The 20,185-nt window shown below is 72.2% G+C and carries 18 protein-coding genes and 2 pseudogenes; 8 read left to right on the top strand and 12 right to left on the bottom strand.

Annotation, left to right across the window (positions count from 1 at the left end; translation table 11 throughout):
• The first annotated feature begins 340 nt into the window (after positions 1 to 340).
• A complete protein-coding gene (locus ACIBBB_RS28060) occupies positions 341 to 514 on the top strand; it encodes a hypothetical protein (RefSeq protein ID WP_187280419.1) in 174 nt (57 codons plus the stop codon).
• Positions 515 to 662: 148 nt separating this feature from the next.
• On the opposite strand, the gene ACIBBB_RS28055 is transcribed toward ACIBBB_RS28060, so the two are convergent.
• Both ACIBBB_RS28055 and ACIBBB_RS28050 read right to left on the bottom strand, forming a co-directional pair.
• Entirely contained in the window at positions 663 to 1,463 is an 801-nt protein-coding gene (locus ACIBBB_RS28055) for an inositol monophosphatase family protein (RefSeq protein WP_398986728.1), read from the bottom strand.
• Positions 1,464 to 1,588: 125 nt separating this feature from the next.
• Positions 1,589 to 2,716 carry a ferrochelatase gene (locus ACIBBB_RS28050; protein WP_398986726.1) on the bottom strand — a complete coding sequence of 376 codons (1,128 nt, stop codon included), beginning with the start codon at positions 2,714 to 2,716 and terminating at the stop codon, positions 1,589 to 1,591.
• 154 nt (positions 2,717 to 2,870) lie between these two features.
• Here ACIBBB_RS28050 and ACIBBB_RS28045 point away from each other — a divergent pair, with 154 nt between their 5' ends.
• On the top strand, positions 2,871 to 4,136 hold the full coding sequence (locus ACIBBB_RS28045; protein ID WP_398986724.1) for an MFS transporter: 1,266 nt from the start codon (positions 2,871 to 2,873) through the stop codon (positions 4,134 to 4,136).
• Positions 4,078 to 5,415, top strand: coding sequence for a D-arabinono-1,4-lactone oxidase (locus tag ACIBBB_RS28040; RefSeq protein ID WP_398986722.1), 1,338 nt, complete (start codon positions 4,078 to 4,080; stop codon positions 5,413 to 5,415). The genes ACIBBB_RS28045 and ACIBBB_RS28040 overlap by 59 nt, the downstream gene beginning before the upstream one ends.
• A gap of 12 nt (positions 5,416 to 5,427) precedes the next feature.
• Here ACIBBB_RS28040 and ACIBBB_RS28035 read toward each other — a convergent pair whose 3' ends face one another.
• Positions 5,428 to 6,270: a hypothetical protein gene (locus ACIBBB_RS28035; RefSeq protein ID WP_398986720.1), complete on the bottom strand. Its 843-nt coding sequence runs from the start codon at positions 6,268 to 6,270 to the stop codon at positions 5,428 to 5,430.
• Positions 6,271 to 6,757: 487 nt separating this feature from the next.
• Here ACIBBB_RS28035 and sepH point away from each other — a divergent pair, with 487 nt between their 5' ends.
• Entirely contained in the window at positions 6,758 to 7,810 is a 1,053-nt protein-coding gene (sepH, locus tag ACIBBB_RS28030) for a septation protein SepH (RefSeq protein WP_398986718.1), read from the top strand.
• Positions 7,811 to 7,892: 82 nt separating this feature from the next.
• Here the strand turns inward: sepH and ACIBBB_RS28025 are convergent, their stop codons facing one another.
• Positions 7,893 to 8,729 carry a sulfurtransferase gene (locus ACIBBB_RS28025; protein ID WP_398986716.1) on the bottom strand — a complete coding sequence of 279 codons (837 nt, stop codon included), beginning with the start codon at positions 8,727 to 8,729 and terminating at the stop codon, positions 7,893 to 7,895.
• A 265-nt stretch (positions 8,730 to 8,994) separates the two neighbouring features.
• On the opposite strand from ACIBBB_RS28025, the gene ACIBBB_RS28020 reads away from it, so the two are divergent.
• Positions 8,995 to 9,777, top strand: coding sequence for a VOC family protein (locus ACIBBB_RS28020; RefSeq protein ID WP_398986714.1), 783 nt, complete (start codon positions 8,995 to 8,997; stop codon positions 9,775 to 9,777).
• Positions 9,778 to 9,877: 100 nt separating this feature from the next.
• Here ACIBBB_RS28020 and ACIBBB_RS28015 read toward each other — a convergent pair.
• Positions 9,878 to 9,958: pseudogene (locus ACIBBB_RS28015) on the bottom strand (thymidine kinase); the annotation flags it as partial.
• 185 nt (positions 9,959 to 10,143) lie between these two features.
• The gene (locus tag ACIBBB_RS28010; RefSeq protein WP_398986712.1) at positions 10,144 to 10,620 is read right to left on the bottom strand and encodes a DUF4333 domain-containing protein; all 477 of its coding nucleotides are present in this window, start codon (positions 10,618 to 10,620) and stop codon (positions 10,144 to 10,146) included.
• 269 nt (positions 10,621 to 10,889) lie between these two features.
• On the opposite strand from ACIBBB_RS28010, the pseudogene ACIBBB_RS28005 reads away from it, so the two are divergent.
• Positions 10,890 to 11,156: pseudogene (locus ACIBBB_RS28005) on the top strand (ISAs1 family transposase); the annotation flags it as partial.
• Positions 11,157 to 11,315: 159 nt separating this feature from the next.
• Here the strand turns inward: ACIBBB_RS28005 and ACIBBB_RS28000 are convergent.
• Entirely contained in the window at positions 11,316 to 12,095 is a 780-nt protein-coding gene (locus tag ACIBBB_RS28000) for an NAD(P)H-dependent oxidoreductase (protein ID WP_398986710.1), read from the bottom strand.
• A 143-nt stretch (positions 12,096 to 12,238) separates the two neighbouring features.
• On the opposite strand from ACIBBB_RS28000, the gene ACIBBB_RS27995 reads away from it, so the two are divergent.
• Positions 12,239 to 13,087: a helix-turn-helix transcriptional regulator gene (locus tag ACIBBB_RS27995; RefSeq protein WP_398986708.1), complete on the top strand. Its 849-nt coding sequence runs from the start codon at positions 12,239 to 12,241 to the stop codon at positions 13,085 to 13,087.
• 93 nt (positions 13,088 to 13,180) lie between these two features.
• Here ACIBBB_RS27995 and ACIBBB_RS27990 read toward each other — a convergent pair whose 3' ends face one another.
• The 4 genes from ACIBBB_RS27990 to ACIBBB_RS27975 form a co-directional block, all read right to left on the bottom strand.
• Positions 13,181 to 13,831 carry a thymidine kinase gene (locus tag ACIBBB_RS27990; protein ID WP_398986705.1) on the bottom strand — a complete coding sequence of 217 codons (651 nt, stop codon included), beginning with the start codon at positions 13,829 to 13,831 and terminating at the stop codon, positions 13,181 to 13,183.
• Between the two features lie 110 nt (positions 13,832 to 13,941).
• Positions 13,942 to 15,141, bottom strand: coding sequence for an alkaline phosphatase family protein (locus tag ACIBBB_RS27985; RefSeq protein WP_398986703.1), 1,200 nt, complete (start codon positions 15,139 to 15,141; stop codon positions 13,942 to 13,944).
• Complete coding sequence (locus tag ACIBBB_RS27980; protein WP_384322209.1) at positions 15,141 to 15,737, bottom strand: DUF5998 family protein; 597 nt, start codon at positions 15,735 to 15,737, stop codon at positions 15,141 to 15,143. Before ACIBBB_RS27980 ends, ACIBBB_RS27985 begins: the two co-directional genes overlap by 1 nt.
• A 50-nt stretch (positions 15,738 to 15,787) precedes the next feature.
• Positions 15,788 to 18,871, bottom strand: coding sequence for a GNAT family N-acetyltransferase (locus ACIBBB_RS27975; protein ID WP_398986701.1), 3,084 nt, complete (start codon positions 18,869 to 18,871; stop codon positions 15,788 to 15,790).
• Positions 18,872 to 19,005: 134 nt separating this feature from the next.
• Here ACIBBB_RS27975 and ACIBBB_RS27970 point away from each other — a divergent pair, with 134 nt between their 5' ends.
• The gene (locus ACIBBB_RS27970; RefSeq protein WP_398986699.1) at positions 19,006 to 19,287 is read left to right on the top strand and encodes an HPr family phosphocarrier protein; all 282 of its coding nucleotides are present in this window, start codon (positions 19,006 to 19,008) and stop codon (positions 19,285 to 19,287) included.
• Between the two features lie 82 nt (positions 19,288 to 19,369).
• On the opposite strand, the gene ACIBBB_RS27965 is transcribed toward ACIBBB_RS27970, so the two are convergent.
• Entirely contained in the window at positions 19,370 to 20,173 is an 804-nt protein-coding gene (locus tag ACIBBB_RS27965; protein ID WP_398986697.1) for a M23 family metallopeptidase, read from the bottom strand.
• Between the last annotated feature and the right edge of the window lie 12 nt (positions 20,174 to 20,185).

Below are 20,185 nucleotides of genomic sequence, written 5' to 3'. Positions count from 1 at the left end.
AGGGCCCATCGCCGGAGAACCGGGGAACCGGGCAGGTCGTAGCACTGGCTGTGCGGGCCCATCCTGCCCGCTACGCGCATAAACCGGCGGTAAGACAATGCCGACCGCCCGGCATACGGAAGGAATACGCAAGATTCTTGAATGTCGGGAGGTTTCTCCCGGAGCCGCCCTGGGGATGACGAGTGCACACCCGAGATCACGCCCTTTACGTGGCATGCCACTACCCGCTCTGTCCCCCAGAGGGAGTGGTGCGTGATCGACCGCCGTCGGCACTTCCAGGTGCCACTTGACCACGACGCCGGCACACCCCCGTGCCATCGACCCACGCCGAGGGGGCGCAATGGACGCATTCACCGCAGGTCTTCTGCAGCGTATAAGGGCCACGGAATCCGATCTCACACGGGCTCGTGAGACGGGCGACGACTTCCTCGCGGAGGTCGAGCAGGAAGAGCTTGAGGACCTGCACCGCCTCGCCGCGGAGCACGGCGTTCAGTTCGGCGCCGCGAACGTGTGACCCGTACGGGAAGGACCCCGGCGCCATGGGACGGTGCCGGGGTCCTTGCCTGTCCGGGGCCGGCGGGACGGCCTGCCGGGGCGCGGCGGACGGTCTAGGGCGTTTTTCGCGGATCTTCGGGGGCCCGGGAAGATCCGCCGGACACGCCCTAGTCGTGCCAGGCGCCGTACTCCTCCAGCAGCGCCTGGAGCGGTTCGAAGACGCCCGGGGTGGCCGCCACGGCGAGGTCGCCGTCGGCCGGGGCGCCGGGACGGCCGCCGGTGAGCGCGCCCGCCTCGCGCGCGACGAGATCGCCGGCCGCGAGGTCCCAGGGGTGCAGCCCCCGCTCGTAGTAGCCGTCGAGCCGGCCCGCGGCGACGTCGCAGAGGTCGACGGCCGCGGAGCCGCCGCGCCGGATGTCCCGCAGCTGGGGGATGAGCCGGGCCGCCAGGGCCGCCTGGTGGGTGCGGACGGCGGTGACGTAGTTGAAGCCGGTCGAGACCAGCGCCTGGTCGAGCGGCGGTGCCGGCCGGCAGGTCACCGGGCGGTCGTTGAGGTACGCGCCGCCGCCGAGCACGGCCCGGAAGGTCTCGCGGCGCATCGGGGCCTCGACGACGCCGACGAGGGTCTCGCCGTCGCGTTCGGCGGCGATGGAGACGGCCCAGGTCGGCAGCCCGTAGAGATAGTTGACGGTGCCGTCCAGCGGGTCGATCACCCAGCGCACACCGCTGCTGCCCGGCGAACTCGCACCCTCCTCACCGAGGAAGCCGTCGTCGGGGCGGTTCTCGGCCAGGAAGCCCGTGATCAGTTTCTCGGCCGCGATGTCCATCTCCGTGACGACGTCGATCGGGCTGGACTTCGTCGCGGCCACGCCCAGGTCGGCGGGGCGGCCGTCACGCAGGAGCGCCCCGGCCCGGCGAGCGGCCTCCAGGGCGAGGGAGAGCAGTTCGGGGATGAGGGGGTCGGTCACTGGCAGGTCACTCCTCGGGAGGGCACCGGGCGATGCGACGGGCGTCGGGCGGGCTAGCGGCGTAGGAGGCAGGCGTACGAGGCGTCAGACGGACGGACCGGCCGACACGCGGGCCTGCGCGGCGCTCAGGCGTACGGGCTGTCGGCGCCCGCGGCGGCCGGGCGGGGCGTTCTCGCCGGGCAGCAGCCGACCGGGCAGACGTCGTGGCTCGGACCGAGCGCCCCGAGCGCGCACCGCTCCGTCGCGCGCCCCCGTTCGGTCGCCGCGCGCTCCAGGAGCAGATCGCGTACGGCGCCGACGAACCTCTCGTCGGCCCCCACCGTGGCCGAACGCCGGACCGGCAGGCCCAGTTCGGCGGCCTTGGCCGTGGCCTCGGTGTCGAGGTCGTACAGCACCTCCATGTGGTCCGAGACGAACCCGATGGGCACCATGACGACCGCCGGGGCCCCCGCGCCGTGTACCGCCTCCAGGTGGTCGCAGATGTCGGGCTCCAGCCACGGGATGTGCGGGGCCCCGCTGCGCGACTGGTAGACGAGCTGCCAGGGGTGCTCGACACCCGTCTCCTCGCGCACCGCGTCGGCGATCAGCCGCGCCACGTCGAGGTGCTGGGCGACGTACGCGCCGCCGTCGCCGTGGTCCTCGACGGGGCCCGAGGTGTCGGCGGCGGCCACCGGGACGGAGTGGGTCGTGAAGGCGAGACGCGCCCCCGCGCGGACGTCCTCGGGAAGGTCCGCGAGCGACGTGAGCACGCTGTCGACCATGGGCCGTACGAAGCCGGGGTGGTTGAAGTAGTGCCGCAGCTTGTCGACGCGGGGCGGCTCCAGGCCCTCCTCGACCAGCGTCGCGAGCGCGTCCGCGAGGTTCTCGCGGTACTGGCGGCAGCCGGAGTACGAGGCGTACGCGCTGGTCGCGAGGACGGCGATACGGCGCCTGCCGTCCCTGGTCATCTCCCGCAGCGTGTCGGTCAGATAGGGCGCCCAGTTGCGGTTGCCCCAGTAGACGGGCAGGTCCAGACCGTGCTCGGCGAAGTCCTCGCGCAGGGCCTGGAGCAGGGCGCGGTTCTGTTCGTTGATCGGGCTGACGCCGCCGAACAGGAAGTAGTGCCGGCCGACTTCTTTGAGCCGTTCCTTCGGGATGCCCCGGCCCCGCGTCACGTTCTCCAGGAACGGAACCACGTCGTCGGGGCCCTCAGGACCGCCGAAGGAGAGCAGGAGAAGGGCGTCGTAGGGAGAAGTCGCACGCTGTTCGGGCATGCCTCGATCCTGCCATCCGCCACTGACGGACCGTGAACCGCGGCGCGCTCGCGAGCCGCCGGACCGTAAGCTGTCTTGGCCTGTTCATTCCTTACCGCCAGTGCCCCGCGGCCGTATCCGCCGTCACTCGCGACAGCGCACACCGGAGCGACACGTGGCCAGTCCCTACCGCGCGATATTCGCCGCGCCAGGAACCAGGAGATTCAGCGCGGCCGGTCTGGTGGGCCGGATGCCGCTGTCCATGATGGGCATCGGCATCGTGACGATGATCTCCCAGCTCACCGGGCGTTACGGGCTGGCGGGCGCGCTGGCGGCGACGCTGGCGATGTCCGCCGCCGGGATGGGTCCGATGATCTCCCGGCTCGTGGACCGGCACGGCCAGCGGCGGGTGCTGCGGCCCGCCGCGCTGACCGCCGTGACGGCCGTCACCGGACTGCTGGTGTGCGCCGAGGGGTCGGCCCCGGAGTGGACGCTCTTCGTCTTCGCGGCGGGCGCGGGCTGTGTGCCGAGCGTGGGGTCGATGGTCCGGGCGCGCTGGGCGGAGCTCTACCGGGGGTCGCCGCGCGAGCTGCACGCCGCGTACTCCTGGGAGTCGATCGTCGACGAGCTGTGCTTCATCTTCGGCCCGATCATCGCGATCGGTCTGTCCACGGCCTGGTTCCCGGCGGCGGGGCCGATGCTGGCCGCGCTCTTCCTGGTGGCCGGCGTCTTCTGGCTGACGGCGCAGCGGGCCACCGAGCCCGTGCCGCAGCCGCGTGGGGACCACACCGGGGGCACCGCGCTGCGCTCCCCCGGCCTCCAGGTCCTGGTGGTGACGTTCGTGGCGACCGGCGCGATCTTCGGCTCCATCGACGTGGTGACCGTGGCGTTCGCGGAGGAGCGGGGCAACAAGACGGCGGCGAGCCTCGTGCTGGCGGTGTACGCGCTCGGTTCCTGCCTCGCCGGACTCGTCTTCGGGCTGCTGGATCCGCGCGGCAGCGCGTCCGGGAGGTGGCTGGTGGGAGTCTGCGCGATGGCCGTGAGTATGATCCCCCTCCAACTGGCCGGGAATCTGCCGATCCTGGCCGTGGCGCTCTTCGTCGCCGGCCTCGCGATCGCACCCACGATGGTGACGACCATGGCCCTCGTCGAAGCGCACGTACCTCGCACCACGCTCACCGAGGGCATGACCTGGGTCAGTACCGGACTCGCCGTCGGGGTGGCGCTCGGCTCCTCCGCCGCCGGATGGGTGGTCGACGGCTCAGGAGCGCGGACGGGGTTCGCTGTGCCCGTCGTGGCGGGAGTGGCCGCGGCCCTGGTCGCGCTGGTGGGCCACCGCCGGCTGCGGGAGCGGCCAACGGATCGGGAGGGGTACGGGGCTGATGACCAACACCGGTACGGGCGGGGCGACGACGAGGTACCCGGCACACACCTGGCGTAACTGGGCGGGGAACGTGAGCGCGCGTCCCTCCCGCACGTTCTCCCCCGCCTCCGTGGAAGAGCTCGCCGAGGCGGTCCGTACGGCCGCCGCGGACGGCCTCCGGGTCAAGGCGGTCGGCTCGGGGCACTCGTTCACCTCCGCGGCGGCCACCGACGGCCTGCTGGTACGGCCCGAACTGCTCACCGGCATCCGTGAGATCGACCGGCAGGCCGGCACCGTCACCGTGGCGGCGGGCACCCCGCTGAGGCGGCTGAACGAGGCCCTGGCCAGGGAGGGCCTGTCGCTCACGAACATGGGCGACATCATGGATCAGACCGTCGCGGGCGCGACGTCCACGGGCACGCACGGCACCGGCCGCGACTCGGCCTCGATCGCCGCACAGATCCGGGCGCTGGAACTCCTCACCGCGGACGGCTCGGTCCTCACGTGCTCACCCACGGAGAATCCGGAGATCTTCGCCAGTGCCCGGGTCGGACTGGGCGCGCTCGGGATCATCACGGCGCTCACCTTCGCCGTGGAGCCGGTCTTCCTGCTGACGGCGCGCGAGGAACCGATGTCCTTCGACCGGGTGACGGCCGACTTCGACGGGCTCGTCGCGGAGAACGAGCACTTCGAGTTCTACTGGTTCCCGCACACCGGCAACTGCAACACCAAGCGCAACAACCGCAGCGCGGGCCCGGCGGCCCCGGCCGGTACGGTCAGCGGCTGGATCGAGGACGAACTCCTCTCCAACGGGCTCTTCCAGGTGGCCTGTTCGGTCGGCCGCGCGGTGCCCCGGGTCATCCCCTCGATCGCCAGAATCTCCAGCCGCGCCCTCTCGGCCCGCACGTACACGGACATTCCTTACAAAGTCTTCACGACCCCGCGCCGGGTGCGCTTCGTGGAGATGGAGTACGCCCTGCCGCGCGACGTGGCGGTGGACGCGCTGCGCGAGGTCAAGGCCATGATCGAGCGCTCGCCACTACGGGTGAGTTTCCCGGTCGAGGTGCGGACCGCGCCCGCCGACGACATCCCGCTGTCGACGGCGTCCGGCCGGGAGACCGCGTACATCGCGGTGCATCTGTACCGGGGCACGCCCTATCGCTCGTACTTCACGGCGGTGGAGCGGATCATGACCGCGCACGGCGGCCGGCCGCACTGGGGCAAGGTGCACACGCGGGACGTGGCGTATCTGGCCGGGGTCTATCCGCGCTTCGACGAGTTCACGGCGGTACGCGACCGGCTGGACCCGGAGCGGCTGTTCGGCAATCCGTATCTGCGGCGGGTCATCGGCGGGTAGCGCGACCCGGTCTCAGCCGGACGGAGCCGGGGTCGGAGCGGTGGCGTGCGGGGGCGGGGCGGTGCTGTCCTCGGGGTCGCCGGATCCGGCGGTACCGCCGTCCGGCTGCGAGGTGCCGGGCGAGGGCGCGGTCGAAGGGCCGCCGGTCCCGGGGGCGTTCGGAGTGTCCGGGCCGTCCGGGCTGTGACCGTCGCCCGGTGCGGTCGGGGTCGGGGTCGGGGTGTCGCCGGGGCCGGTGTCCGGGTCCGTGTCCACGCCCGGGTCCGTGCCGTTGTCGGAGGGGGCCGTTCCGCCGTCCGTCGGGTCGGCCGGCCCGTCGGGCGAGGAGTCCCCGCCGGTGTCCCCGCCTCGTACGACGGAGCTGAAGGTCGTTCCCTTGCCTCCGCTCAGGTCCTGGCCTGCGGCCAACTCGTAGCCGGTGACGGCGACCATCGCGACGGCGAAGACGACGACGGCCGCGACGACGGGCCGCCGCCGGCCGCGTACCCGCGTGCCGTACGTGGTGGCTCCCCCGAACTCGCCCGGCCGCCGCGGCTCCTGAGGAACCGCGGCGGCCGGGGCCGGTGGCTCGGTCTCGTACACCTGGCGCGCCTTCGGCTTCACCTGGACCGAGACCTCGCGAATCTGGTCACCGGTGCGCCGGAACAGATGCTGGAAGAGCGGGCCGCCGCTGGTGGCGATCACGCTGACCACGCCGGCGCCGATGATCGTGCCGTACACCCCGAGCTTGGAGGCGAACACGGCCGCCGCGACGGCGGCGAGCGCGCTGCCCGCGACCTGCGGCACGCTCAGTTCGAGCCGCCCGGGCGCGGCCCCCTCGCCGGTCCGGGTGCCCGGCTTCCGACTCTGATCCATCTCCGACCTCTGCTCGACCATCTGTGCCACCGTGCACCAAGAAGGAGCTTTTGAGCGAATCGGATGGTTCCGCTTCGGGAGATTGTGTGAATTGGGACACCCGTACGGGATACGGACACCCCCTCAACTCCCCTACCTCCGGAGAACTTCGGTGGCGTGGCAGTCCACCCCGATGGTCCGAATGGAGTACTGTGGCGAGCCCTGGGGCCGGACTCCCTCACAGGTGTCCGGGTCTACGGGAGGGGGCCGAAGTGGCACTCGATCCGGCGGCGCGATGGCACCGCACGGGCGCCTGCTACACAGCGTGACCAAGTCTGTCACTCTGCGTCGCAAACAGGTAACCGTGTCATGACGGCGTTCCAGGGCCCATGCCCGACACGCCGGGCAACTCGGCAAGGTTGTGGCAGGCTGCACCCGGGCAAGTCACACTCGACTAGCGGAAGCAGCGACGCACGTGACGTCGGCAGGCACCACCCGGGAGGTCCCCATGCCCGAACTGCGTGTCGTGGCCGTCTCCAACGACGGCACACGACTGGTGCTCAAGGCTGCCGACAGCACGGAGTACACGCTCCCCATCGACGAGCGGCTGCGCGCGGCCGTACGTAACGACCGTGCCCGTCTCGGCCAGATCGAGATCGAGGTGGAGAGCCACCTCAGGCCCCGTGACATCCAGGCGCGGATACGTTCCGGAGCGTCCGCCGAAGAGGTCGCCCAGATGGCCGGGATCCCGGTCGACCGGGTCCGGCGCTTCGAGGGCCCCGTGCTGGCCGAGCGTGCCTTCATGGCCGAGCGCGCCCGGAAGACGGCGGTGCGCCGCCCCGGCGAGAACACCGGTCCCCAGCTGGGCGAGGCGGTGCACGAGCGGCTGCTCATGCGCGGCGCCGAGAAGGAGACCGCGCAGTGGGACTCGTGGCGCCGCGACGACGGCACCTGGGAAGTCCTGCTCGTCTACCGGGTCGCGGGCGAACCGCACTCGGCGAGCTGGACCTATGACCCGCCCCGGCGGCTCGTCCAGGCCGTCGACGACGAGGCGCGCTCGCTGATCGGGGAGACGGACGACTCGCTCGCCGTCGCCACGAAGGAGCCGAGCTTTCCGTTCGTACCGCGCATCGCGCGGCTGCCGAGGGATCGCGAACGGCCCCTCGACCGCGCCATGGAACGGCAGACGGACCGGCCGGCGACGGCGGACCCGGACGAGGACACCAGCGAGCGCGACACCCTGACGAGCCTGCTGGAGGCGGTGCCGAGCTTCCGTGGCGACATGGTGGTCCCGGAGCGCCCGTCCCAGCCCGAGCCGCCGGCGATCGAGCCCGGCCAGGCGCCCGAGGAGGAGGAGCCGGTGGCTCCCGCCGCCTCGGCGGGCGCGGGGTCGGCGTACGCGGATGTGCTGATGCCGCGTTCGGTGGCGGGCCACCGCGACCGGCTGACCGGTACGACCGACCGTCAGGCGGAGGCCGACGGCGTACGGCCCAACCGCCGTGCCGCCGTGCCGAGCTGGGACGAGATCGTGTTCGGCACCCGTCGCAAGAAGCAGGACTGAGCAGGACCGGGCGGCAGTGGGCCGGGGCCGTGCGCGAAGCGGGCGTACGGCCCCGGCCTGTGACGTCAGGCGCCGGGCGCCGTCACTGAGGGTCGGGGCCCGTCGCCACCGGGCGCTCGGTGTCCGCCGTCCACTCCGACCAGGATCCGGCGTACAGCGCCGCGGGAATGCCCGCGATCTCCAGCGCCACCAACTCGTGCGCCGCCGATACCCCGGAGCCGCAGTAGACCCCCACCTCGGGACCGCTGCCGTCGCCCTTCACACCCAGCGCCCTGAACCGGGCGGCGAGCCTCTCGGCCGCGAGGAAGCGGCCGTCCGGGCCGGTGTTCTCGGCGGTCGGTGCCGAGACGGCGCCCGGGATGTGCCCGCCGACGCGGTCCAGCGGTTCGACGTCGCCCCGGTAGCGCTCCGCCGCCCGCGCGTCCAGCAGCAGCCCGTCGCGGGCCAGCGCGGCGGCGCTGTCCGCGTCGAGGAGCGGGAGCGAATCGGGTACGGGGCTGAAGTCGCCCTCGTCGGGCGTCGGGATCTCGGTGGTCAACGGGCCGTCCCAGCCCGCGAGTCCGCCGTCCAGGACGCGTACGTCCTGGTGACCGGTCCAGCGCAGCATCCACCAGGCGCGGGCCGCTGCCCACCCCTGGCCTCCGTCGTAGACGACGACGGACGTGCCGGCCGAGACGCCCGCCCGGCGCATCACCGCGCCGAACGCCGCCACGTCGGGCAGCGGATGGCGGCCTCCGGCGCCGGGCGGGCCGGACAACTCCGCTTCCAGGTCGACGAAAACGGCGCCCGGCAGATGGCCCGCTTCGTACTCCGGGCGGCCGGGAGGGGCGCCGGGCGCGTAGCGGACGTCGAGCAGGACGGGCGGCCGGGGTCCGGCGATCTCGTCGGCGAGTCCGGACGCGGAGATGATGACTGTCATGCGTGCCATCCTCGCCTACCGGCAGGGGCGTTCGGCCTCGACCCGTTGGGTGATGGCCCGACAACGTCGCGTCAATACCAAAACGGTCATCCTGTTACTGGATCGCGCCAAAAGCGGCGCGGCCGGGGAGCGGCTTCCGGCGAGAAATGGAAGCATCTGTTCGGGCCCCCCACCGCGCAGTTCGAGGCGTGCGCCCCCCTCCCCGCCTGACCGTCCGATCACGCCGATCACGGCAGTCCGCGAACGATTCGAGAAGAGAGCGACGATGACCGAGGAAACGATCCGGCGCACGCCCGGCACGCCTTGCTGGGTGAGTCTGATGGTGCACGGCCTCGGCGCGACGCAGGACTTCTACGGGGCGTTGTTCGGCTGGAAGTTCGTCCGGGTGCCGGGGCCTGAGCAGTTGGGCCCGTACGTACGTGGCGTCCTCGACGGCAAGGAGGTCGCCGGCATCGGTCAACTGGCGCCGGAGAGACGGATGCCGCTCTCGTGGACGACGTATCTGGCGACGGACGACGCCGACGCGACGGCCGAGGCGATCAGGTGCTGCGGCGGCACCGTCGGGGTGGGGCCGCTGGACGCGGGCGGGGACGGTCGCCTCGCCCTGGTGTCGGATCCGGCCGGCGCGGTCTTCGGCATCTGGCAGGCCCAGGCACACACGGGCACCGCGGTGGCGGGGGCGCACGGAACGCCGGTGCGCAACGAGTTGCTGATCCGCGAGACCTCGTGGGTGCGCGCGTTCTACCGGTCGGTCTTCGGCTACGACGTGGAGACGACCGGCGGGAACGGCGGCGACACACTGACACTGCGCCTGGACGGCCACGCGGTGGCGACGCTGCACGGCGTGGGCGAGGGCCCCCGCCCGGTCCGCGGCGCGCACTGGATGACGTACTTCGAGGTGGACGACACGGACGCGGCGGCGCTGCTCGTCGCCGAGTTGGGCGGCCATGTGATCGACCCGCCGTGGGACACACCGGCGGGCCGGGTCGCGACGGTGGCGGACCCGGAGGGCGCGGTCTTCAGTGTGGTGCGGTCGACGGCGCGGTGAGCCCTGCGGATCCTGGGATGAGAGGGCACAGCGCGTCGCGGGCGCCGGCGAGCGCGTGCCTACGGCAGGGTGAATCACGGCCTGTTGGGGCCGACCGCCCTCAGCCGGAGGCCACGGGCGGGACGTCCGGGGACAGCGCGGCGGCCCTCGCCGTGGCCGCCGTCATGCGGCGGCGGTGGTGCGTGGCCGCGTGCATGCGCTGCCTCGCCGAGGCGACCGCGCGACCACAGGTTCGCCGACGCCCGCGACCAGTTGGAGCAGCGGCTGCGTCAGTTGACCGCGGCGGTGCGGCCACGCGCCGAGCACTCCGTCGTCCACGGCGAGCTGGGCCTTTCGTTTCCCGAACGGGTCGCGCGGGCTCTGTGTTCACTCGACGCTGTCGTCGACCTTGAAGTTGTAATTGACCTGGTTGCCGTTGACCGAGATGGCGGTGACGGTGACACCGAGGATGTCACTGCCGGCGGTGAGTTCGCAGCGGATCGTGGCGCCGACCCGGGCCGGGAGGTGCTCAGGACAGGTGACCCTGTCGGGACGCTTGCCGGTGTCCGCGGCGAGCTTGTCGGCGACCGTCTGCGCGACTCGGGCCTTGTGGACGGCCCCGCCCTCGTTGACGCCCGTGTTCTCGGGCTCTGCGGGGTCGTCACCGACCGGCTTCTCCTCGGCCGTCGGCTGCTTCTCGGCCGGGTCCTCCTCGACAGCGGCTGCGTCCTCGCTGGCCGTCGCCTCACTCTTCTTCTCCGCGTCGCCAAGGCTGAAGGAGCATCCGGTCGCGAGAAGCACCGTCAGTGCGCCCAGCGCCGCCGCGGCCGCGATCCTCTTATTACGCCACGTGTACCACATCATGTTCCCCCTGTTTGTAGGTGATGAGACAAGATCAGGATGCGCGATCGACCGAATCGGTTCGCGCATAAGCGGTTTGAGTTGGACTTTTGCGTGATCGACGCTTTCTGCTTCGCCGAGCGACTCCCTGTCGGACCCACGCGAACACCCAGGGATGACGGGCCGTCTGTGGATCAAGACTCAACGATCAAGAACTACAGCTGCCGCGTCTACGCCTTTGGTGGGGGTGGGGACGGTCAGGAGGAAGCGGCGGCCTACCGGGCGACGGCACCTCGGTGGACGGCCAGTACCTGCGCGGCACTCGACGTCCCAACGACAGTCGGGTCTTCGTGCTCTCCGCGGTCCGCCACGATCACGGCATCACCTTGGCCGCCTACGAGATCGGTGCGAGAACAAACTCAGGAACAACCGGCGCGCTCAGGCCCGCCGACTGCACAAGCCGCCCTGGAACGAGGCCCTCGTGATCCACCGTGATGACGCTCGGCCACGGCCGCCACGAGCAGCGCCACACGACTCTCCCTTCTCTGGCCTCGCTCATGGACCTTAGGGTCGTCGTGGCCCTCGGACTGTGTCGTACGTGCAGGGAACTTTGTCAGTGGTGCACAGCTTCGGCTCGGCTTCGGCTCGGCGCCGCTTCGGGCGAGAAGGCCCTCGCGCGTATCCCCCGCGCTCCGGCTCGGCCTGTACCTCACCGGCGGCTAACCGCGCACGTGCAGGCCGAAACCCTTGCGGCCCGGCACTTCCAGGCCCTCCTTCAACCGCAGTGACGGGATCTCGTAGTCACCGAAGTTCTGGCGCCGGAACGCGATCGGCTCGGTCGTCTCCAGCGACAGCAGCCGCTCCTTCCACGCCTTCGCGGCGTCCTCGAAGTCGCCGCCGGTGATCTTGTCGGTGCCGTACAGCACGAACGGCGGCAGCACCTCCACGCCCGGGTAGTACAGAATCCCGTGGTGGATCGGGAACAGCAGGTCCTCGATCGGGCCGTTGATCCCGCGATCGGTGTAGTGGGACTCCGGACCCCCGACGGTCACCGACAGGATCGCCCGCCGCCCCTGTAGCGTCCCCTCACCGAAACGCTCGCCGTACCGCGTCTCGTCGTGCACTCCGACTCCGTACGCGAAGTGGAAGGAGAACACCCGGTCCACCCAGCCCTTGAGGATCGCCGGCATCGTGTACCACCACATCGGGAACTGGAAGACCACCGTGTCGGCCCACAGCAGCTTCTCCTGCTCGGCCGCCACGTCGGGCGTGAGCGCGCCGGCGTCGTACGCCCCGGCCGAACTCGGCACCACCCGCAGCGGGCTCGTGACGTGCTCACCGAAGTCCGCCGCGTCCACCACGGCCTTCCAGTCCATCGCGTACAGGTCGCTCACCCGCACCTCGTGCCCGGCGGCTTCGAGAGTGGACACGGCGAGGTCCTTCAGTGAGCCGTTCAGCGAACGCGGCTCGGGGTGGGCGTAGACAATGAGCGCCTTCATGGCTGTTCCCTTCAACAAGGTGTGTCGCCACAGATGCTCGGCCGCCGAGGCCGCGCCGTACAGGGGCGCCTCTTCCATCGGACGGGACTTCCTGGTAATGGCAGGACCACCTTCAAGTGCCTCACCGGAGCGATACTGGGGGCATGGACGATCTCGCGGGCTTCCTGCGGACCCGGCGTTCCCGGGTCGACCCGGCGGCCGTCGGCATCCCCACCGGCAGCCGCCGCCGGGTCGAAGGGCTGCGCCGCGAAGAGGTCGCGCACCTCTCCGGAGTCAGCGTCGACTACTACGTACGCCTGGAGCAGGGCCGCGCGACCCAGCCCTCCGAGCAGGTCCTCGACGCGCTCGCCCGCGTCCTCGGCCTCGACGAGACCGAACGCGGGCACCTTGACCGGCTCGCGCGGCAGCGCCGCCGCCGCGCGAAGGCGCCGGGCGGGCGGGTCCGGCCGGAGCTGCTGCGCGTCCTCGGCCTGGTCCCCGACGCACCCGCGCTGATCATGGACCACCGCCTGGACGTACTCGCCGGGAACCGCCTCGCCGGGCTCCTCTTCGGCCGGCTGCTGCCGGGCCTGAACACCGCCCGGCACATCTTCCTCGATGAGGCCGAGCGCGGCCTCTACGCGGACTGGGAGACATGCACCCTCGATGTGGTCGGGCACCTGCGCCTGGCCGCCGGCAAATACCCCGAGGACCCCCGCCTGGCCTCGCTCATCGGCGAGCTGGCGATGGGCAGCGAGCGCTTCCGCCGCCTCTGGGCCCGCGCGGACGTGCGTGCCCGCGCTCATGGACGCAAGGCGTACCGGCATCCGCTGGTCGGACTGCTGGAACTGCACCAGGAGAACTTCGCGCTACCGGACGAAACGAGCATGGAGCTGCTGGTGCTGTCCGCGGCCCCAGGCAGCCCCACCGAGGACGGGCTGCGCCTGCTCGCGAGCCTGGGCCCGGACAGCGATGACGCGCATCCCACAGTGAACGCTCAGGTCCGCGAGTAACTCAACGACGCCCGCCCCCACTCGTCCGCATGAGCCCTGCGCCTCGCGGCAGATGCGTGAGCCGTGCCTGAGGCGCACATTTCCAGAGGACGGTCAAGCGTGGTTGACCGGGAGAACGTCCGGGGAAAGGGCACTCGCATGGGCCGAGGCCGATGTCATGCGGCGACTGTGATGGCGACGGCAGAGAACCTCGTAGCCGATCTCTTCCGCTGTACGGTCGACGTCGCCGACGACGACCTGAGCCCCTTCGACAACCATCTCGCCATTAACAGTGCGGGCGTTATGGGTGGCGCGGGCCCCGCACCAGCACAGGGCCTCGACCTGCAGTTGCTCAACCCGGTCGGCCAACTCGACCAGCCGCTGCGAGCCCGGGAACAACTTGGTGCGAAAGTCGGTAGTGATCCCGAAGGCGAAAACGTCCAGCCCGAGGTCGTCCACGACCCGGGCGAGCTGGTCGATCTGCTCCGCGGCGAGGAACTGCGCCTCGTCCACGATCACGTAGTCGGCCTTGCCACCCTTGGAGAGCTGATCCACAAGGTATGCGTACAAATCCATACCGGCGGTCGCCTCAACTGCCTCTGTGACCAGCCCCAGACGGGAGGAGAGCTTACCTTCTCCCGCCCGGTCGTCGCGGGTGAAGATCACGCCTTGAAGCCCGCGGGCCGAACGGTTGTGTCCGATCTGGAGCGCCAAAGTACTCTTCCCGCAATCCATGGTGCCGGAGAAAAATACCAATTCGGACATCAGAGGAGGGTGACCTTTCGGGGCGAGCAGGCCGTGCGGAGCCGACGATGTGACGGCCTTTCAGATACGGGCGGTGGCGGGCCGGTCCCGGCGACACCCGGGGCAGGCGGCTACGAGCGTACTTCGAGCAGCGGTACCAACTGCTCGACGGGGGTCATCGAGCCGTGCATCCCGACCATCGCGGACTCGCGCGGTTCCTGGACGGACGCGGTGATCACCACGTCGTCGTGGGCGGCGGCCACGACGTCGCCGATCCTCCCCCGCACCCGCTCCTCGGCCCTCTCGGGCGGGCCGAACCAGCCCGCGGCTATGGCCTCGTCGCGGCTCGCGACCCAGAACCGCTCCCCCAGCACCTCGCGCCAGACGGTGAGGACGTCGGCCTGGGCGCCCGGGACCGCGTAGACGTGGCGGGCGCGGCCCTCGCCGCCGAGGAGGGCGACGCCGGCGCGCAGCTCCCAGTCCTCGTCGAAGTCGATACGGGACTGCTCGTCGAAAGGGATGTCGATCATGCCGTGGTCGGCGGTGATGTACAGGGCTGCCCGCGGCGGCAGTTGCTCGGCGAGGCGCTGGGCGAGCCGGTCCACGTACATCACCTGGCCGCGCCAGGCGTCGGAGTCCATGCCGAACTTGTGGCCCTTGCCGTCGACCTCGCTGTAGTACGTGTAGACCAGCGACCGGTCCCCCGCGGCCAGTTGGGCGGCGGCGAGGTCCATCCGCTCCTCGCCGGAGAGACGGCCGTGGAAGGTGCCGCCGCTCAGGGCGACCTCGGTGAGCGGGGTGCGTTCGAAGGTCGGGGACGACACCTGCGCGGTGTGCACCCCGGCCGCGTGGGCGACCTGGAAGAGCGTGGGATGCGGCTGCCAGACATGAGGGTCGGTCCACGGGCGCCAGCGCAGCTGGTTCATCAGGGCGCCGGTGGAGGGGTCGCGCACGGTGTAGCCGGGCAGACCGTGGGCACCCGGCGGCAGGCCCGTACCGAAGGAGGCGAGGGACGTCGCGGTGGTGGCGGGGAAGCCGACGGTGATCGGCCGGCCGGTGCCGCCGCGTGAGCTGCCCAGCAGCGACGTCAGATACGGCGCCTCGTCCGGGTGGTCCTTGATCTGCTGCCAGCCGAGACCGTCGATCAGGAAGACGCAGTTGCGGTCGGCCGGGGTGAGTTCGGGGATGACGGCGGCCGGTACGCTGACGCCCTGGCCCGCGACGAGGGTGGGCAGCAGGTCGGCGAGCGAGCCGCCGCCGTACTCCGGGACGGGCGCGGTGTGCAGGGCGAGCGGCTCCGGGTCCTGCCAGGCGGGCGGCGGGGCAGCCATCAACGGCCGGTCGACGGGGTGGCCGCGGTGGCTTCGGAGAGCGACTGGGCGAAGACGAGGGTCTGCCGTACGGTGTCGGGTCCGTCGCCCGCCTCGCTGACGCGCAGGCTCAGGTCGTCGGCCGTGGAGTTGCCGGTGTAGCCGTGGTCGGCCTCGCAGTTGGGGTCGCCGCAGGCGGCCGGCTCCAGGTCGATCCGGGCGACGGCGCCCCAGCCGATGGTGAGGACGACCTCGCGGGGCAGGGTGCCGGGGGTGTACGACTCGGGGTTCGCGACGACGCGGCTGACCACGACCGACGAGATCCGGTCCAGCTTGACCGACTCGGTCGAGGTGGTGGCGTACGGCGTCGGCGAACTGGTGTCGGCGGCCTGCTCGTCGGTGTGACTGACGATGAATCGGTGCGCGGTGAGGACGAGGACGGTGACATGCCGGCGGACCTCGTTGGAGTCGAACGTCGTCTCCTGGTGCACCAGATACGAGGCGATGGGCTCGCCTCCGACAGCGGCCTCCACCGCTTCGGCCACGAGAGCCGGGTAGTAGCCACTGCGCTCGATCGCCGTGCGCAGCCCCTGGGTCGTCGTACCGGTCTTCGCCATGGCCCCATCCTACGGTGGCGGGATGCGTGGCCAGGACCGTGCGGACCTGCTCAGTAGCTGGGCAGGCGGCGGGGGCCGAGGTCGTCGCGGGACGGGGGCGGGGCGAGGCGGACGCTCGCGCCGAGCACGGAGAGACCGTGCGACGCGACCACCACCGGTTCGAGCGCGACGGAGACGATCTCCGGGTGGTCGTCGACGAGCCGGGACACCCGGAGCAGCAGCTCTTCGAGGGCGGCGGTGTCGACGGGCGCGGAGCCCCGCCAGCCGAAGAGGAGCGGCGCCGTCCGGATGGACCGGAGCAGTTCGGCGGCCTCGCGGTCGGTGACGGGCACGAGCCGGTGCGCCAGATCGCCCAGCAGCTCGGAGGCCACGCCCGCCAGCCCGAACGAGAGCACCGCCCCCGCCGCCGGGTCGATGACCGCGCGCACGACGGTGTCCACCCCGCGCGGTGCCATCGACTGGACGACGGGCCGCAGTTCGGCGGGCTCGCCGAGCAGTTCGGTGAGTTCGCGGTACGCGGCCCGCAGCCGTGCTTCGTCGGCGAGGTCGAGCCGTACGCCGCCGAGGTCGGCCCGGTGGCGCAGACGCGGCGCGGTGGTCTTGAGCGCGACGGGATAGCCGAGGCGCGCGGCGGCCTCGACGGCGTCGTCGGGTCCGGGCGCGGGGAGGGTGGGCCGTACGGCGATCCCGTACCGCCCGAGCAGTTCCCGGGTGTCGTCGTCGCCGAGGCATGTCCCGTGCGGGTCGGCGGGGGCGTCGCCGAGGGCCCGGACGATGAGGCCGGCGGCGCCGCTCTCGTCGATGTCGTCGTACTCGGGCACCTTGCCGGGTTCGGCGGTCCCCCGTCGCCACTGCCCGTAGGTGAAGGCCTGGCTGAGCGCGCGCACGGCACGCTCGGCGGCCGGATAGGCGGGGATCCGGCCGGGGGCGGTGACCGGTGTGGGGGGCGGCTCGGCCACGGCGCCGGGTACGGAGACCGGCCGGGCTGCCGGGCCCGCCGGGCCTGGAGTGGCGTCCGCCGCCGGGGTCGCGCCCCCGGGGCCCTCGCCACGCCCCTCCCCCCGGTCTCCGGCCACGTCATCACGGCGTCCGGGCGTGGAATCGTCGCCGGTGGCCGACGGACGGGGCGGCTCGGCAACGGTGCCGGGCAGCGACACCGGCCGGGCTGCCGGGGCATCCTCCGGCGCACGGGTGGGTCGGGCCCGTTCCGCCACGGGCGGCGGCGTTGCGCCCGGCCCCGGCCCCGGCCCCGGCATCGGTCCGGGGCGCGGGGCCGTCGTGCTGGCCGCCGAGAGCGCCTCCGCCAGGCCGCCGATCTCCACATGGACCACGGCCACCGGCTTCGCCGGCGACGTCGAGGCCGCCTCGCGCAGCGCCGTCGCCAGGACCTCGCCGTCGCCCGACTCCCTCGCGCCGCTCTCCCCGACCCAGGGGATCGCCGTGACGACGACCGCGTCGCAGCCCGGGTCCGCCAGTGCCGAGGCCAGGGCCGTACGGAAGTCCTCCGGGCGGGCGGACGTGGTGAGGTCGAGCGGGGGCAGTGGGCGAAGACCCTCCGTCAGGCAGGCGTCGTACGTGAGGAGCCCGAGCGACTCGGAGTTGCCGAGGATCGCCACGTGCGGTCCCGCCGGCAGGGGCTGGGACGCGAGCAGGACACCCGCGTCCACCAGCTCCGTGACGGTGTCCACGCGGATCACCCCCGCCTGGCTGAGCAGCGCCGAGACCGTCGCGTCCGGGATGGTGCCGACCGGCACGGCGTGCCCCGGCGGCGCGCTGCCGCTGTGCCGCGCGCCCTTCGCGACGACGACCGGCTTCACCGCCCCCGTACGCCTGGCCAGCCGTGTGAACTTCCGTGGGTTGCCGATCGTTTCGAGATACAGCAGTACGACGTCGGTGTCCGGGTCGTCGTGCCAGTACTGGAGGAAGTCGTTGCCCGAGACGTCCGCGCGGTTGCCCGCCGAGATGAAGGTGGACAGGCCCGCGCCGCGCCGGACCAGCCCGGCGAGCAGCGCGATGCCGATCGCGCCGGACTGTGTGAAGAGCCCGATCCGCCCCCGGCCGGGCGGCTCCGGCGCGAGCGAGGCGTTCAGCCGGACGGGCGGCGAGGTGTTGATGACCCCGAACGCGTTGGGCCCGATGACCCGCATCCCGTACGAACGCGCCTGCCGCACCAGTTCGCGCTGCCGCTCCAGCCCCGCGGGCCCGCTCTCGGCGTAACCGGCGGACAGGACGACCAGGCCCTGCACGCCGTGTTCACCGCAGTCGGCGACGACCTCGGGCACCCGCTCGGCGGGGACGGCGACGACCACGAGGTCGACGGGCTCCTCGATCTCCGCGAGGGAGCGTACGGCCGGGACGCCGTCGAGCTCGGTGAGTTCCGGGGGCAGAGCCAGGTTCACCGCGTACGTACGACCCGTGAAACCGCCGTCGAGGAGGTTGCGCAGCACGGCTCGCCCGACGCCGCCCGGCGCGCGTCCGGCGCCGACGACGGCCACCGACGACGGGCCGAGGAGCCGCTGCACGGAGCGCGCCTCGGCGCGCTGCTCGCGGCCGCGCTGGACGGCGAGGGACTCGGCGGTGGGTTCGAGGTCGAGGACGAGCCGTACCGCGCCGTCCTCGAAGCTGCGTTTCTGGGTGAACCCGGCGTCCCGGAACACCTTGATCATCTTGCTGTTGGCGGGCAGCACCTCCGCCGCGAAGCGCCGGATCCCGCGCTCGCGCGCCACCGCGGCGATGTGTTCGAGGAGCGCGGAGGCGATCCCGCGCCCCTGGTGCGCGTCCTGGACGAGGAAGGCGACCTCCGCCTCATCGTCGGGGGCCGACGCGGGCATGCCCCGGCTGTCGACGCGGTCGTAGCGGACGGTGGCGACGAACTCGCCGCCGACGGTCACCGCGAGGCCCACCCGGTCCACGTAGTCGTGGTGGGTGAACCGGTAGACGTCCTTGTCGGAGAGCCGGGGGTAGGGCGCGAAGAAGCGGTAGTACTTCGACTCGTCGGAGACCTGCTCGTAGAAGTTGACCAGCCGCTCGGCGTCGTCGGTGGTGATGGGCCGGACGCGGGCGGTGCCCCCGTCGCGCAGCACCACGTCTGCTTCCCAGTGAGCGGGGTACGCGTGCTGCGACGGCGGCGTCATGGGGAGAGCCTACGGCGCGCACATCGGTAGCGGCGGTTACCCGGCCGGGGCAGGCTGGGGGTGCCGCACCGGCCCGTTCCGGGGCACATGAGACACTGGTCTAGACAACAACTGTGAACTTGAAGGGCAACACCATGGCTGAGCGCCGCGTCAATGTCGGCTGGGCCGAGGGCCTGCACGCCCGTCCCGCCTCCATCTTCGTCCGGGCCGCCACGGCTTCCGGCGTTCCGGTGACGATCGCCAAGGCCGACGGAAGCCCGGTCAACGCGGCGTCGATGCTCGCCGTGCTGGGGCTGGGCGCGCAGGGCGGCGACGAGATCGTCCTGTTCTCCGACGTGGACGGCGCGGAGGCCGCGCTGGACCGGCTGGCGAAGCTGGTGGCCGAGGGCCTGGACGAGCTGCCCGAGACCGTCTGAGCCGCGAGCGCGCGCATCCGGCACGTACGGCGAAGGCCCCGGCAGGACGCCGGGGCCTTCGCCATGGGTTACGGGACAGGCCCTAGACGTCCACGCCGTGGAGGCGCAGGTACGCCACCGGGTCGATGTCGGAGCCGTACTCCGCCGTCGTCCGCGCCTCGAAGTGCAGGTGCGGGCCGGTGGAGTTGCCGGTCGAGCCCGAGAGGCCGATCGGCTCTCCGGAGGCCACGCTCCGGCCGATCGAGACGCCGATCGACGAGAGGTGTCCGTACTGGGTGTACGTGCCGTCGTTCATGCGGATGACGATGTTGTTCCCGTACGCGCCGCCCCAGCCGGCCTCGACCACGGTGCCCGCGCCGACGGCCACGACCGAAGTGCCGGACGCGGCGCGGAAGTCGACGCCGGAGTGGCTGCCGGAGGACCAGAGCGCGCCGCCGGTCCGGTAGCCGGTGGTGACCGAGGATCCGGCCACCGGGAGCCGGTAGGAGCCCAGGCGCTCGCGCTCCGCGGCCCGTGCCGCGCGCTCCTTGGCCGCGCGGAGTTCCTTGGCGCGAGCCTCCGCCCTGCGCTTCGCCTCGGCCTTGGCGCGGGCGGCGGCCTTCGCCTCCGCCTTCGCTTCCGCGGCCTTCTCGGCCGCCGCCTCCTGGGCGTCGGCCTGGGCGTCGATCGTCGCGGCGAGCGAGTCGTCGATGACGAGGGCGCGGGCCGGGGCCGCCGGGGCGGCCTCCTGGGCGAGGGTCGCCTCCGCGTCGGCGGCGAGCGCCGGGGATGCGAGGGTGCCGATGACACCGGCCGCGGTGAGGGACGCGACCCCGGCGAAGTTCGCGCGTCGGCGCGTCATTCGGTTCGGGGCACGGTGCTTCCCGGGGGCACGGGTGAACGCCATGAAGTGGCTGGT

The organism is Streptomyces sp. NPDC051217, assembly GCF_044455465.1.
Lineage (GTDB): Bacteria > Actinomycetota > Actinomycetes > Streptomycetales > Streptomycetaceae > Streptomyces.
The sequence above is the reverse complement of the archived record's forward strand: the minus strand, read 5'-3'. Positions and strand labels throughout refer to the sequence as shown.

Bases quoted from the DNA above. Each gene is read 5' to 3' on its own strand.
- ACIBBB_RS28060 (WP_187280419.1), top strand. From the start codon at position 341: ATGGACGCATTCACCGCAGGTCTTCTGCAGCGTATAAGGGCCACGGAA.
- ACIBBB_RS28050 (WP_398986726.1), bottom strand. From the start codon at position 2,716: ATGCCCGAACAGCGTGCGACTTCTCCCTACGACGCCCTTCTCCTGCTC.
- ACIBBB_RS28040 (WP_398986722.1), top strand. From the start codon at position 4,078: ATGACCAACACCGGTACGGGCGGGGCGACGACGAGGTACCCGGCACAC.
- ACIBBB_RS28035 (WP_398986720.1), bottom strand. From the start codon at position 6,270: ATGGATCAGAGTCGGAAGCCGGGCACCCGGACCGGCGAGGGGGCCGCG.
- sepH (WP_398986718.1), top strand. From the start codon at position 6,758: ATGCCCGAACTGCGTGTCGTGGCCGTCTCCAACGACGGCACACGACTG.
- ACIBBB_RS28025 (WP_398986716.1), bottom strand. From the start codon at position 8,729: ATGACAGTCATCATCTCCGCGTCCGGACTCGCCGACGAGATCGCCGGA.
- ACIBBB_RS28020 (WP_398986714.1), top strand. From the start codon at position 8,995: ATGACCGAGGAAACGATCCGGCGCACGCCCGGCACGCCTTGCTGGGTG.
- ACIBBB_RS28010 (WP_398986712.1), bottom strand. From the start codon at position 10,620: ATGATGTGGTACACGTGGCGTAATAAGAGGATCGCGGCCGCGGCGGCG.
- ACIBBB_RS28000 (WP_398986710.1), bottom strand. From the start codon at position 12,095: ATGAAGGCGCTCATTGTCTACGCCCACCCCGAGCCGCGTTCGCTGAAC.
- ACIBBB_RS27995 (WP_398986708.1), top strand. From the start codon at position 12,239: ATGGACGATCTCGCGGGCTTCCTGCGGACCCGGCGTTCCCGGGTCGAC.
- ACIBBB_RS27990 (WP_398986705.1), bottom strand. From the start codon at position 13,831: ATGTCCGAATTGGTATTTTTCTCCGGCACCATGGATTGCGGGAAGAGT.
- ACIBBB_RS27985 (WP_398986703.1), bottom strand. From the start codon at position 15,141: ATGGCTGCCCCGCCGCCCGCCTGGCAGGACCCGGAGCCGCTCGCCCTG.
- ACIBBB_RS27980 (WP_384322209.1), bottom strand. From the start codon at position 15,737: ATGGCGAAGACCGGTACGACGACCCAGGGGCTGCGCACGGCGATCGAG.
- ACIBBB_RS27975 (WP_398986701.1), bottom strand. From the start codon at position 18,871: ATGACGCCGCCGTCGCAGCACGCGTACCCCGCTCACTGGGAAGCAGAC.
- ACIBBB_RS27970 (WP_398986699.1), top strand. From the start codon at position 19,006: ATGGCTGAGCGCCGCGTCAATGTCGGCTGGGCCGAGGGCCTGCACGCC.
- ACIBBB_RS27965 (WP_398986697.1), bottom strand. From the start codon at position 20,173: ATGGCGTTCACCCGTGCCCCCGGGAAGCACCGTGCCCCGAACCGAATG.